13 protein-coding genes are annotated in these 12,838 nt (G+C 71.9%); 6 read left to right on the top strand and 7 right to left on the bottom strand.

Annotation, left to right across the window (positions count from 1 at the left end):
• Nucleotides 1–9 precede the first annotated feature (9 nt).
• The 4 genes from AB0M39_RS29200 to AB0M39_RS29185 form a co-directional block, all read right to left on the bottom strand.
• On the bottom strand, nt 10–765 hold the full coding sequence (locus AB0M39_RS29200) for an anti-sigma factor (RefSeq protein ID WP_365368943.1): 756 nt from the start codon (nt 763–765) through the stop codon (nt 10–12).
• A complete protein-coding gene (locus AB0M39_RS29195) occupies nt 762–1,346 on the bottom strand; it encodes a sigma-70 family RNA polymerase sigma factor (protein WP_365368942.1) in 585 nt (194 codons plus the stop codon). Before AB0M39_RS29195 ends, AB0M39_RS29200 begins: the two co-directional genes overlap by 4 nt.
• A 176-nt stretch (nt 1,347–1,522) precedes the next feature.
• Nucleotides 1,523–2,014, bottom strand: coding sequence for an ABA4-like family protein (locus AB0M39_RS29190; RefSeq protein WP_365368941.1), 492 nt, complete (start codon nt 2,012–2,014; stop codon nt 1,523–1,525).
• Nucleotides 2,011–2,991: a hypothetical protein gene (locus tag AB0M39_RS29185; protein ID WP_365368940.1), complete on the bottom strand. Its 981-nt coding sequence runs from the start codon at nt 2,989–2,991 to the stop codon at nt 2,011–2,013. Before AB0M39_RS29185 ends, AB0M39_RS29190 begins: the two co-directional genes overlap by 4 nt.
• Nucleotides 2,992–3,099: 108 nt before the next feature.
• Here AB0M39_RS29185 and AB0M39_RS29180 point away from each other — a divergent pair, with 108 nt between their 5' ends.
• Nucleotides 3,100–3,792 carry a MerR family transcriptional regulator gene (locus tag AB0M39_RS29180; RefSeq protein ID WP_365368939.1) on the top strand — a complete coding sequence of 231 codons (693 nt, stop codon included), beginning with the start codon at nt 3,100–3,102 and terminating at the stop codon, nt 3,790–3,792.
• 263 nt (nt 3,793–4,055) lie between these two features.
• Here AB0M39_RS29180 and AB0M39_RS29175 read toward each other — a convergent pair whose 3' ends face one another.
• Both AB0M39_RS29175 and AB0M39_RS29170 read right to left on the bottom strand, forming a co-directional pair.
• On the bottom strand, nt 4,056–4,898 hold the full coding sequence (locus tag AB0M39_RS29175; protein ID WP_365368938.1) for a siderophore-interacting protein: 843 nt from the start codon (nt 4,896–4,898) through the stop codon (nt 4,056–4,058).
• 58 nt (nt 4,899–4,956) lie between these two features.
• Nucleotides 4,957–5,862 (bottom strand): 5'-3' exonuclease, encoded by a 906-nt coding sequence (locus AB0M39_RS29170; RefSeq protein WP_365368972.1) that lies wholly within the window; start codon nt 5,860–5,862, stop codon nt 4,957–4,959.
• A 290-nt stretch (nt 5,863–6,152) separates the two neighbouring features.
• On the opposite strand from AB0M39_RS29170, the gene AB0M39_RS29165 reads away from it, so the two are divergent.
• The 4 genes from AB0M39_RS29165 to AB0M39_RS29150 all read left to right on the top strand — a co-directional run bounded on the left by AB0M39_RS29165 (nt 6,153) and on the right by AB0M39_RS29150 (nt 10,993).
• Entirely contained in the window at nt 6,153–7,448 is a 1,296-nt protein-coding gene (locus AB0M39_RS29165; protein WP_365368937.1) for a betaine/proline/choline family ABC transporter ATP-binding protein, read from the top strand.
• The gene (locus AB0M39_RS29160) at nt 7,441–9,237 is read left to right on the top strand and encodes an ABC transporter permease/substrate binding protein (protein ID WP_365368936.1); all 1,797 of its coding nucleotides are present in this window, start codon (nt 7,441–7,443) and stop codon (nt 9,235–9,237) included. The genes AB0M39_RS29165 and AB0M39_RS29160 overlap by 8 nt, the downstream gene beginning before the upstream one ends.
• A gap of 453 nt (nt 9,238–9,690) precedes the next feature.
• Nucleotides 9,691–10,269 (top strand): helix-turn-helix domain-containing protein, encoded by a 579-nt coding sequence (locus tag AB0M39_RS29155; protein ID WP_365368935.1) that lies wholly within the window; start codon nt 9,691–9,693, stop codon nt 10,267–10,269.
• A 7-nt stretch (nt 10,270–10,276) separates the two neighbouring features.
• Nucleotides 10,277–10,993, top strand: a complete 717-nt coding sequence (locus AB0M39_RS29150; RefSeq protein ID WP_365368934.1) for a helical backbone metal receptor — start codon at nt 10,277–10,279, stop codon at nt 10,991–10,993.
• Here AB0M39_RS29150 and AB0M39_RS29145 read toward each other — a convergent pair.
• A complete protein-coding gene (locus AB0M39_RS29145) occupies nt 10,932–12,086 on the bottom strand; it encodes a TDT family transporter (protein WP_365368933.1) in 1,155 nt (384 codons plus the stop codon). The genes AB0M39_RS29150 and AB0M39_RS29145 overlap by 62 nt on opposite strands.
• Nucleotides 12,087–12,156: 70 nt before the next feature.
• Between AB0M39_RS29145 and AB0M39_RS29140 the strand changes: the two genes are divergently transcribed.
• A partial coding sequence (locus tag AB0M39_RS29140; protein WP_365368932.1) for a LysR substrate-binding domain-containing protein occupies nt 12,157–12,838 on the top strand: 682 nt, incomplete at its 3' end.

Below are 12,838 nucleotides of genomic sequence, written 5' to 3'. Positions count from 1 at the left end.
GACGCTTCGTCAGGCGGGGAAGTTCACCAGGGCCACGGGATCGGAGGTCGGCTTGGGCGAGCCGCCCGCCGGCTCGACCGTGATGCCCATCCCGGACGCGGCGTCGAGCGGCCCGTCCATCAGCGTGGCGCTGTCGGTGCGGGCGGGGTCCACCAGTCCGGCCGGACGCATCGTGCCGCCGTCGTTGAACCAGAGCTGGTAGACCTTCCCCTGTGGGGGCTCGGGCAGGCCGGAGGCGAGGAAGGCCGCCTTGTCCCGGTCCTTGGAGACGACCACCGTGCCGCGCGCGTTCGACGGCAGCTTCACGGCCGCCACCTGGGCGTCGGGCGCGGCGAGCACCGCCGCCAGCTGCTCGACCTGCTTCTGGGAGCGCTGCGCCTCCAGGCGGGCGTCCTTGGCCTCCTGGTTCTGCCAGACGGCGACCCCGCCCAGGCCCGCCGCGGCCGCCAGACAGGCGGCCAGCGCGAACCGCGAGGCCCTGCGCCGGCGGCGCTGGCGGCTCTCGGAGTGCTTGCCCCGGTACTGCACCCGGGGCGGATCCTGGCGCTCGGCGGCGATCTGCTGCATCACCCGCGACTTGAGGGCGGGCGGCGGGGTCGCCGCCACCGCCATGCCCAGCCGCACGGCGGTGGCGTTGAGCTCGCGCACCTCCTGCGTACAGGCCGGACAGATCTGAAGATGCCGCTCGAACTCGGCGCGCTCGTCCGGCGCGAGTGCGTGCAGCACATAGGCGCCGGTGAGCGTGTGCAGATCAGCGGTGGTCATGCGTTCACCCCCAGGCAGTCGCGCAGCCGGATCAGCCCGTCACGCAGTCGTGTCTTGACCGTGCCCAGCGGCACGGCGAGCAGTTCGGCCACTTCCCGGTAGGCCAGCCCCCGGTAGTACGCGAGCGTCACCGACTGGCGCTGAAGCTCCGTCAGCGTACGCAGGCACCGCCGTACTTGTTCGCGCTCCAGACTCGCCTCGACCTGCTCGGTGACCTGGTCGTACGCGGGCGTCTGGTCCAGCAGCGCCGCCCGCCGCTCGCGGTCCGAGGCGGCTTGGGCGGACCGCACGCGGTCCACGGCCCGGCGGTGCGCCAGGGTGAGGACCCAGGTCATCGCCGAGCCGCGGGACGGCTGGAAGCGCGCCGCGCTGCGCCAGATCTCGATCAGCACCTCCTGGGTCACCTCCTCCGACTGAGCCGGGTCGCGCAACACAGTGCGCACCAGTCCCAGCACCGGCCCGCAGACCCTGTCGTAGACACGGGAGAACGCCTGTTGGTCTCCCATGGCCACCAGGCCGAGCAGTTCCTGCAAGTCGGGTCCCGCAGATGCGGGGCCGCCGATGTGCACGGCTTCTTTCACGCGGCTTCCTCCACCGTTCGGACATCTCGTGTGTCCGGACTGAATTTCACCAGGCATCCGCTAGGCATTCGTAGCCGAACGCCGCTCGGATTGGTCTAGTTGCGCAGATGGTCGCATGCGTGAGGGGTGACCACCGCACTCGCGATATGTCGCGGTCGGCGGCTCGTGGGGGAGGGCTAGGCGGCTGGGCCCTGTCCGTACGGGCGTTCGTACGGCGCAGAGGCCTCGGCGCGGCCCGCGGATCCGGTCGCGGATCGGGTCTTCGCCGCGCGCAGCGCCAGGAAGACCAGGAGCGCGATCGGCGAGAGCAGGATCGTCAGAACCAGCAGCGGGCCCATGACCAGGGGACTCATCCCGAGCCGCCGCGCCTCGAGGTACATCCACTGGCCGAGCAGCAGATCCCAGGCGATGACCTGCGTCCAGATCGCCCCGGCGCCGTTGGCGAGGAGCGTCAGATCCCGGAAGCCGTCGATGTCGGGGCTGCTGACGGCCGCCCAGAGCTCGGGGAGGACCGGGATCGCCAGGGCGAGGTAGACGATCAGGACCGGGACCACGGTCAGCGGCGATGCGGCGATGCGGGCTGTGGTCGGCCAGTTGGGCGCGAAGACGAGCAGCAGCCAGATCGGGCTCGCCAGCCAGAAGGAGAGTTCGAAGAGGAATCCGGTCATGCCGCGAGCTCCTTGTCGCTGTCGCTGTCGCCGTCGCCGTCGACTGCGGTGGGGTGGGAGGGAGTCGTGCGCAGGGAGGCGTACGAGGCGAGGGCGGCGGCGACGGCGATCGTCGCCGCCGCGGCGAGGGTCGCGCCGTCCGGGTGGATCAGCGGCTGGCCGCGCAGCGCCTGCCAGGTGACCAGGGCGAGCACGGCGGCGTACGTCCCCGAGGCGGTGAGGACCAGCCGCAGCCGCACGCGCTCGTCGCGCAGCCGGGCGACGCGCGGCGCCAAGGCGATCAGCAGGAGCAGGAAGAGCGGGATCAGTTGGAGGGCGTGCATGCCGACGAAGTGCGGGATGCGCAGATCGCCGCCGGTCGTCGACCAGCCGGTCAGCGGCATGGAGGCGCCGCCGTCCGGCACGCCGACGCTGTGCGCGCCGACGACGGGGGAGCCGTCGCGGCCGCCTGCCGCCTTCTGCTCGGGCGTGGCGCCCGTCATCAGATTGCCCAGGCCCGCGCCGACCACCGCGATGGCCGCGCCGAGGCGCATGGCCCAGGCGGCGGGGCGGTCGGCGAGCGACGAGCGGAACAGCAGGATCGCGATGATCAGCGAGCTGACCCAGAGGATGACGATGGTCGCGCCCATGACGGTGAAGAGCGTTCCGTCGAGCTCGGTCTCGTAGTTGAAGTGGCTGCGCTTGCCGCGGACCACCTGTCCGACGATGACCGCCATCTCGACCGTGCCGGCGAGGGCGACGACCGTCCCGGCCCACCAGCCCGTCCGCCGGGCGCGCGTGGACAGCGAGAGCATCCAGGCCAGCGAGAGCGCGTAGATCATCAGCGAGACCGAGAACTTGAGCGGCTTGAACCAGATCGGCGAGCCGACCAGGGTCCGGTCGTCGACGACCATGCCCACGCCGGACACGACGGCCGAGACGGCCATCGCGGCGGCGAAGACCGTGAGCGGCCGGTGCCATGAACGCCATGAGGACATAGAGACCCCCGTGTGAGTGTGAATAGATAGCGGCGCTATCCGCTATCCGATAGTGGGACTATCTATGATGGGATGTGGCGTTGGCAAGGGCAGAGGGGTGAGCAGGCAGTGCGCATCGGCGAGTTGAGCCGCAGGACCGGAGTCCCGGTGCCGACGATCAAGTACTACGTACGCGAAGGGCTGCTGCCGGCCGGGCAGTTGACCAGTCCCAACCAGGCGAGCTATGGCGAGGCGCACGAGCGCAGGCTGCGGCTGATCCGCGCGCTGCTGGACGTGGGCGGCCTGAAGGTGTCGGCGATCGGCGAGGTCCTGGCGGCGGTCGACGATCCGGGGAAGTCCGTTCACAACGTGCTGGGCGAGGCGACCGAGCGGATCACTCCGACGTACGGGGGCGGCGAGCCGGACGAGGAGGCGGAGGCGGCCCGCAGGGCGGTCGCCGACCTCATCGAGCGTCGCGGATGGCGGGTGGGCGCCGACTACGCCTCGGCGCAGGCGCTGACCGCGGCGCTGGCCGCCCTGGGCCGGGCCGGGCACGGGGCGTTCGCCGAAGTGCTCGACGACTACGCGGACGCGGCTGAGCGCGTCGCGCGGACGGACGTCGACTTCGTCAGACGCCGGGTGGGTCTTGACGACCTGGTGGAGAGCGTGGTGGTCGCGACGGTGCTGGGGGACGCGATGCTGACGTCGCTGCGGCGGATGGCGCATGTGGACGCGTCGGCGCGGGTGTTCGGGGCGGAGGGGGGCTCCGAAGGGGACTCCGGCCGGGGCTTCGAAGGGGGCTCGGAAAAGGACTCCGAGTAGGAGTCCGAAAGGGCTTCGAGCGGGAGAGGGACTCCGAGCGGGAGGGGGGAGTCCTCTTGCGGCGGCCTGACGAGGACGGTCCTGCCTCTAATCCGTCCTGCCTCTGATCCCGTCCTGTCTCTGATCCGGTCCCGTCCCCGGACGCGGCAGCGCCCCGGCGGGTCGTCCGCCGGGGCGCTGCTCGTCGCGCTGGCTGTGCCGCGCGGCTGTGTCTGTGTGCTGCGTCTGTGCGCTGAGGCTGTGTACCGCGTCTGTGTGCCGCGTCAGGCCGTGGACTCCTGCTCGCGCTCCACCTGCTCGTTCCACTCGCGCTTCACCGCACGCCAGGCCTCGTCCGTCTGGCCCAGGCGCCAGTAGCCCGAGATCGACAGGTTCTCCCGGGGAACCTGGCGGTCCCGGCGCAGATGGCGGCGGAGGTCCTTCACGAAGGCCGCCTCGCCGTGGACGAACGCGCAGACCGAGCCCGCGGGGAAGTCCAGCCCCGTCACCGCAGCCGTCAGCGCCTCGCCCACCGGGCGGTCGCCGCGGTGCAGCCAGGTGATCTCCACGCCGTCCGGCGTGACGATCTTCTGCTCCTCCTCGGGGCCCGCCACCTCCACGAACGCGTGGACGACCGCGCCCGCCGGCATCCGCTCCAGCGACGCCGCGATGGCCGGCAGCGCGCTCTCGTCGCCCACCAGCAGATGCCAGTCCGCCGCCGGATCGGGGGCGTAGCCGCCGCCCGGGCCCAGGAAGCGCGCCGTGTCGCCGACGCGCGCCCGCGCCGCCCAGGGGCCGGCGAGGCCCTCGTCGCCGTGGACCACGAAGTCGACCGTCAGCTCGCGGTGGACCGGGTCCCAGCTCCGCACGGTGTACGTACGGTTGGCCGGCCACTGGTCGCGGGGAAGCTCCGCGCGGATCTGCTCGATGTCGAACGGCTCCGGGTAGCTCACGCCCTCGGGGGCGAACAGCAGCTTGATGTAGTGGTCGGTGAACGCGCCGATCTCCAGCCCGGCCAGCGACTCACCGCCCAGCACGATGCGCACCATGTGCGGAGTGATCCGCTCCGTGCGAACCACCTGGGCCTCGCGGGCCTTCTGCGACGTGCGGGCCGGTCGTTCTGCCACGGCGTCTCCCCTGAACTCACGAACATGTGTCCTGCTTAGGCTTGCCTAAGCTAACACCTCAGTGCTGAAGAGTGGACAACAGTCGCGTCAGCGCGCCGCCCAGTCCCCACTGGGACGCGAGCTCGTCGAGGGTCGCCGGATCGCGGGGCTCGGAGGGGAGCGCCGGGTCGAAGTCGGGCAGCGGAGCGTCCGAGGCGACCCGGACCACCTTCGGCGCCACCGCGACATAGTCCCTCGCCTCGTCCAGCCGCTTGCGCTGCGAAGGCGTCAGCTTCGAGCGGGGGTCGTCGACGGCCGCCATGATCCCCGCCAGATCGCCGTAGGCGTCCAGCAGCTTGGCCGCGGTCTTCTCGCCGATGCCCGGCACGCCCGGCAGCCCGTCGCTCGGGTCGCCGCGCAGCAGCGCCAGATCCACATAGCCCGGGCCGTCCACGCCGTACCGCTCGCGCAGCCACGCCTCGTCGGTGACCTGGAGCGTGCCCACGCCCTTCAGCGGATACAGCACCCGTCGGCTGCGGGCGTCGTCGACCAGTTGGAACAGGTCGCGGTCGCCGGTCACGATGTCCACCGGGCCCGTGGCGCGCGCGGTGAGGGCGCCGATGACGTCGTCCGCCTCATAGCCGTCCGCGCCGACCCGGGCGATCCCGAGCGCGTCCAGCACGTCCACGATCACTGGGACCTGCGGGGAGAGGGTGTCCGGGGTCTCCTCCTCGTCCGGGCCGGTCTCGGTCTCCACCGCGACGCGGTGCGCCTTGTACGAAGGGATGAGCTCCACTCGCCAGTGCGGCCGCCAGTCGTTGTCCCAGCAGGCCACCAGGTCGTCCGGACGGTGGTCCTGGACCAGGCGGGCGATGAAGTCGAGCAGGCCGCGCACGGCGTTGACCGGTGTGCCGTCCGGCGCGCGGACCGAGTCGGGGACCCCGAAATAGGCCCGGAAGTACAGGGAAGCGGTGTCGAGGAGCATCAGGCGTCGCGTCACACGCCCGATGATGCCGCACCGCGCTGACACACACCTTCCGCGCAGGTCCAGGACGTGTCCGGTGAGGTGGCTCACCTCTGTGTTTGCCCCGTGGGGCCTCGGGCAGGCGCGGATCCGGAGCGGCCCCCCGGCACCCGGCCTACGTACTGCCTCCGCACGGACTCCGTGCGGAACGACGCAGGTCGCACCGGGGCAAGCGGGCGGAACCCGCGCTGCTCCACGGCTCGCGTGCGGGGGTGGCGGGCCGTTTTTTCGGTTCAACGCGTGAGGTGTATGTGTCCAGGCTGCAGGCCGACCACTTGTACAAGGTGTTCGGACGACGACCCGATGAAGCGGTGCGGAAGCTCGAAGACGGCGCGAGCCGCGACGAGCTGCGCGCCGACGGAACGACAGCCGCGGTGATCGACGCCTCGTTCGCCGTCGAGCCGGGCCAGATCTTCGTCGTGATGGGTCTGTCCGGGTCCGGCAAGTCCACGCTGCTCCGCATGCTGAACGGACTGCTGGAGCCGACCGCCGGACGCGTGCTCTTCGACGGCCAGGACCTGACCGCGCTCAGCCCCCGCGAGCTGCGCGCCGTCCGCTCCACCAAGATCAGCATGGTGTTCCAGCACTTCGCGCTCTTCCCGCACCGCAGCGTCCTGGAGAACGCCGGCTACGGCCTGGAGGTGCAGGGCGTGCCCCGCGCCGAGCGCGACCGGCGCGCCGCCGAGGCCCTGGAGCTGGCCGGCCTCGCCGGCTGGGAGGACTCCTGGCCCGACGAGCTCTCCGGCGGCATGCAGCAGCGCGTCGGCCTCGCCCGCGCGCTCGCCACCGACGCCGACCTGCTGCTGATGGACGAGTCCTTCAGCGCGCTCGACCCGCTGATCCGTCGCGATATGCAGGACCAGCTGCTGGAGCTGCAGAAGCGGCTCAAGAAGACCATCGTCTTCATCACCCACGACCTCAACGAGGCCATGCGCATCGGCGACCAGATCGCGGTGATGCGGGACGGCCGGATCGTCCAGCTCGGCACCGCCGAGGACATCCTCGTCACCCCGGCCAACGACTACGTCGCCTCCTTCACCCAGGACGTCGACCGCTCCCGGGTGCTGACCGCCGGCGCGATCATGGCCGAGCCGCACACCGTCATGGGCACGACGACGGACGACGGCCGGGAGCTCCGTACGCCCCAGGACGTCCTCGAGGCCGCGCCCGCCGCGGTGCCCGAGTCCACCCCGATCGTCGAGCTGTTCACGCCCTGCTCCGCCAGCGGTGTGGCCGTGGCCGTGACGGACGAGAAGGGCAGGCTCGTCGGGGTCGTCACGCGCGACCGGCTGCTGGCCGTCCTCGGCGAGCCCATGGCGCCGAGCCAGCCGATGGCCTCGGTCGACGCGACCGACCCGAACGAGTCGAGCGACCCGAGCGAGCCGACGTCGAAGGCGTCCGATGCTCCTAAGACGTCCAAGGCGTCGGTGAAGTCGGCGGAGCCGGCGAAGTCGCCGGCCGACGCGAAGACGCCCGCCGGCGTCCCCGCCCAGGCGGCCGCGCCCGACTCGGACGCCCTCGTCAAGGAGGTGGCCCGCAATGCCTAGGCTCCCCCTCGGCGACTGGGTCGACAGCGGTGTCGACTTCCTCCAGAAGCACCTCGCCTGGCTCTTCGACGCGATCAGCTCCGTCGTCACCGGTCTGTACGACGGCATCGACGCCGTGCTCACCGCGCCCGAGCCACTGCTGTTCGCGGGCATCCTCGCCGTCGTGGCCTGGTGGCTGCGCGGTCTGACCGCGGGCGCCCTCGCCTTCGTCGGCTTCGCGCTGATCGACTCGATCGAGCTGTGGGACGACGCGATGTCGACCCTCTCGCTGGTCCTCGTCGCCACCATCGTCACGCTGGCCATCGCCGTCCCGCTGGGCATCTGGGCCTCGCGCTCCAAGGCCGTCAGCGCCGTGACGCGGCCCGTGCTCGACTTCATGCAGACGATGCCGGCGATGGTCTATCTGATCCCCGGCATCATCTTCTTCGGCGTCGGCGTCGTCCCCGGCATCATCGCGACGATCATCTTCGCGCTGCCTCCGGGCGTACGGATGACCGAGCTCGGCATCCGCCAGGTCGACGGCGAGCTCGTGGAGGCCGCCGAGGCCTTCGGCACCACGCCGCGCGCCACGCTGCTCCGCATCCAGCTGCCCCTCGCCCTGCCGACGATCATGGCCGGCATCAACCAGGTGATCATGCTGGGGCTCTCCATGGTGGTCATCGCCGGCATGGTCGGCGGCGGCGGCCTGGGCGGCGCGGTCTACCGCGCCATCGGCAACGTCGACATCGGCCTCGGCTTCGAGGCCGGCATCTCCATCGTCATCCTGGCGATGTACCTGGACCGCATCACCGGCGCGCTCGGCCAGCAGGTCTCGCCGCTGGGCCGCCGCGCGCTCGCCAAGGCGAAGGCCGCGGCCGGCGGCTGGAAGATCTGGAGCCACCGTCCGCAGCCCGCCGTCGCGGTCGTGGGCGTGGTCGTCCTCGCGCTCGTCGCGGGCGGCATGAGCATCTTCGGCGGCCCCAAGGCCGGCGCCGTCACGGGCGCGAACGACGTCGGCCACGGCGACAAGATCTCCCTGGGCTACATCCCCTGGGACGAGGGCATCGCCTCCACCTTCCTGTGGAAGGAGCTGCTCGAGCAGCGCGGCTTCGAGGTCGACGCCAAGCAGCTGGAGGCCGGCGCGCTCTACACCGGCATGGCCGCCGGCCAGATCGACTTCCAGACAGACGCCTGGCTCCCGGTCACCCACGCCCAGTACTGGGACAAGTACCGGAACAAGCTCGATGACATGGGCTCCTGGTACGGCCCCACCTCGCTGGAGCTCTCCGTCCCGTCGTACATGAAGGGCGTCGACTCGCTCGAGGACCTCAAGGGCAAGTCGGGCCAGTTCAAGGGCCGGATCATCGGCATCGAGCCGAGCGCCGGAATGATGGGCATCCTCAAGGACAAGGTCCTGGGGGACTACGGCCTGGAGGGCGAGTACAAGGTCGTCGACGGCTCCACGCCCGGCATGCTCGCCGAGCTGAAGCGGGCGTACGACAAGAAGCAGCCGATCGTCACGACCCTGTGGTCCCCGCACTGGGCCTACAGCAAGTACGACCTGAAGAAGCTCAAGGACCCGAAGGGCAGCTGGGGCGCGGGCGACGGCGTGCACACCCTGGCCCGCAAGGGCTTCGCCGACGACAACCCCGAGGTCGGCAAGTGGCTCAAGAACTTCAAGATGTCCGAGAAGCAGCTCACGGACCTCGAAGCGAAGATCCAGACCACGGGCAAGGGCAACGAGCAGGACGCCGTCCGAGCCTGGCTGAAGGAGAACCCGGGACTGGCCGAGAAGCTGGCGCCGGTATAGCGCGCGGCGTTGGCGGAGCGCTATAGGCCGACTGAGCCGCTATAGAGCGCGCCTACGGACAGCGCGTCTACGGACGCGGGGTGGGTCCCGCCTGACGGGGGGCCCACCCCTCTGCCTGTCCCGCGCCGGTCCGCGGGCGCCGTGCCTCCCTTGCCGGTCACCGGGGACGGCGTGCACACCCCGGCCCGCGGACGCCGTCCCTCCACCCCGGCCCGCGGACGCCGCCCCTCCCGCGCCGGTCCGCAGGACGCCGTGCCTTCCGCGCCGGCTCGTGCGTCGCCCGTGTGGGGTCACCCCTGCCGGGCCGTCCCCCTCCCGTCCTCATCCGGCTGGATATCGCCCTCCGCCCTGGTCAGAGCCCCTGCGTCGGCCGCGGAACGCACGCGCTCCGTGAGCACGGGCGGCCCGAAGCTGCGTAAGGTGAGGACAGGACCAGGGGAGGGGAGTCGGCTGATGGAAGCGAAGGACGCGAAGGACCCGAAGGAGGCCGAGCCTCTCCGGGTGGGCGCGGCCGTGCGCAGACGCCGCCGGGCGCTGGACCTCACGCTCGCCGCGGTCGCCGAGCGCAGCGGCCTGTCCGTCCCCTTCCTCAGCCAGATCGAGAACGAGCGCGCCCGCCCCAGCATGCGTTCGCTCCAGCGGGTCGCGGACGCCCTGGAGACCACGGCCGTCCAGCTCCTCGCCGCCTCCGACCCCGCCCGCACCGTCGACCTCGTGCGGGCCGACGAGGAGGAGGAGCTGCCGTTCGGCTCCGGCGTGCGCGCGCTGGTGCGCGGACACCATCAGCTGCACGCTATGGAGTTCCTGGGAGAGCAGGACGCGGGGCGCGAATTCCAGCACCGCAACGACGAGTTGATGTACGTCGCCGACGGCGCGGCCGAGGTGGAGGCGGAGGGCCGGGCCTTCCGGCTGGCGCGCGGCGACAGCCTGTTCCTGTCCGGAGGAGTGCGCCACCGGTGGCGCGCCACCGCCCCGGACACCCGGATCGTGATCGTCGCGGTCGCCGACCACATCGAGGCGACGGAGGCGTAGGGCCGTCATGCGGGTCGTCTCCCTGGTGCCCTCGCTGACCGAGGCGGTGGCCGTCAGCGCCCCCGGGCTGCTGGTCGGCGCCACCGACTGGTGCGCCCATCCCGCGGACCTCGACGTCGTACGGATCGGTGGTACCAAGAACCCCGACGTCGCGGCGGTCGTCGCGCTGCGGCCCGACCTCGTGATCGCGAACGAGGAGGAGAACCGGGCGCCCGACCTCGCCGAGCTGCGGGCCGCCGGCGTCGAGGTGCTGGTCACCGAGGTACGCGAGCTGGGACAGGCCTTCACCGAGCTGGAGCGGGTGCTGGCGGCGGCCGGATGCGGGACGGCGCGGCCGAGGTGGCTGGACGAGGCGGAGGAGGCGTGGTCGGCGCTCGAGCCGGTCGATCCCTCCGCGCGCCGCAAGGCGATCGTGCCGATCTGGCGGCGGCCCTGGATGGTGCTGGGACACGACACCTTCGCCGGCGATCTGCTGGCCAGGATCGGCGTGGACAACGTCTATAGCGCGCACGCGGAGCGATACCCCCGTATCCCGCTGGACGAGCTGCGCTCCGCCGGCGCCGACCTGGTGGTGCTGCCGGACGAGCCGTACCGCTTCACCGCGGACGACGGGCCCGAGGCGTTCCCCTCGCTGCCCGCCGCCCTGGTCGACGGCCGTCATCTCACCTGGTACGGACCGTCGCTGGCCGAGGCTGCCCGGGCGCTGTCAGCAGCGCTCCGCTGAACAGGCCGCGCAGCGTGCGGACTCCGGTCACGGCCCAGACGGCGACGAGGAGCGCATAGAGTGCGACGGCCAGCCACTCCAGGGCGACGAGACCCGTGTGGCGCGTCAGCCCCTCCAGGCCGGTCACACAGGTCCCGATCGGGAAGGTGAAGGCCCACCAGGTCATCGCGAACGGCATCCCGTCCCGCGCCGCCCGCACGACCATCGCGCCGGCCAGCACCAGCCACATCAGGGCGAACCCCATCACCGGCACGCCATAGACGACCGCGAACGCGCTGAGCCCGTCGGCGTACGGCGCCGAGATCGCGCCCGGGGCCACGTCGGCGAGCTTGTTGACCGCGGTCGTGGACTGCCCGAGCGGGCCGAGGACCAGGAAGAGGGTGGGAGTGAGCACCAGGGGCAGCGGACCGTGGTGGATCAGCCGGGAGAAGATCATCGGGAGGATGAGCATCGTGGCGATCAGGCTGACGCCGAACAGGGCGTAGCTCAGCAGCAGCATCGCCTCCTGCCACTGGCCCGCCGGGAGATGCGGGACCAGCAGGGGCCCGAGGGACGCGGCGACCATGGGGGAGACGACGGGCAGCAGCCAGACCGGGGAGGCGCTGCCGGGGGTCACCTTCTGCCGTACGACCATGAGGTACGGGACGACGACCGCGGCCGACAGGCCGATGAGCGTGCCGACGACGAACAGGACCGCCCCGGTCGCCACGGCCGCGCTGTCGCCGATCACGTCCTGGCCCACGGTCAGCGCGCCGATGCCGACGGCCAGCATCGCCATGGACAGACAGCCGTAGAAGGGCGCGACGCCCGGGTCCAGGAGGTGCTCGCGGGCCTGGTCGCGGTGGTGGATCCAGTGGGCGGCGCGGGCGGTCAGCACGAGGACCAGCAGCGCGGCGGCGAAGGCCCATACGGCCGTGCAGACGGCCCGCAGACCGGGGACGTCGACGGGGAGGGCCGCGCCGGCGTTGGCGACGATGGCGGTGCCCATGACGGTGGCGTACCAGTTCGGCCCGAAGTGGCGCAGGGAGGGCAGCCGTGCGGCGGCGAGAGCCTTGGCGGTGGCGGCAGGGCGGGGTTGCACGGCGATGACCATGTCTCCACTGTCACGCTGGGCGCAGGGCCTCACCAGGGATCATTCTCCTATGGTCCCATAAGCTGGTCTTATGAGCAATGAGATCGAGCAGCGCGTGCCCCTCTCCCACCGGGTGCCCGACCTGGGGGCGCTGGAGCTGCTGCTGGCCGTCGCCCGGCACGGGAGTCTGGGGCGCGCGGCGCGCGAGCTCGGGATCACCCAGCCCGCGGCGAGCAGCCGGATCCGCTCGATGGAGCGGCAGCTGGGGGTGGCCCTGGTCGACCGCTCGCCGCGCGGCTCGCAGCTGACGGACGCGGGCGCGCTGGTCACGGACTGGGCGCGACGGGTGGTGGAGGCGGCGGAGGCCTTCGACGCGGGGGCGCAGGCGCTGAGGGGGCGGCGGGACTCGCGGCTGCGGGTGGCGGCGAGCATGACCATCGCGGAGTACCTGCTGCCGGGCTGGCTGATCGCGCTGCGCACGGAGCGGCCGGGGACGGCGGTCTCGCTGCAGGCCGGGAACTCCGCCGGCGTGGCGCAGCGACTGCTGGCGGGGGAGGCGGACCTGGGGTTCGTGGAGGGCCTGGCGGTGCCGGAGGACCTGGACGGCACGGTCATCGGCCACGACCGGCTGCTGGTGGTGGCGGCGCCGGGCCATCCCTGGGCTCGCAGGCGTACGCTGGCGGCACAGGCTGCCCCGAAGCACGCGGCGAGCGAGGTCCACCCCCACAGCAGACCTTCCTCGCCGGCGGAGACCGCATGCGTGCTCCGGGACC

It is taken from the genome of Streptomyces sp. NPDC051907 (genome assembly GCF_040681075.1).
In the GTDB taxonomy this organism is placed as follows: domain Bacteria; phylum Actinomycetota; class Actinomycetes; order Streptomycetales; family Streptomycetaceae; genus Streptomyces.
The sequence above is the reverse complement of the archived record's forward strand: the minus strand, read 5'-3'. Positions and strand labels throughout refer to the sequence as shown.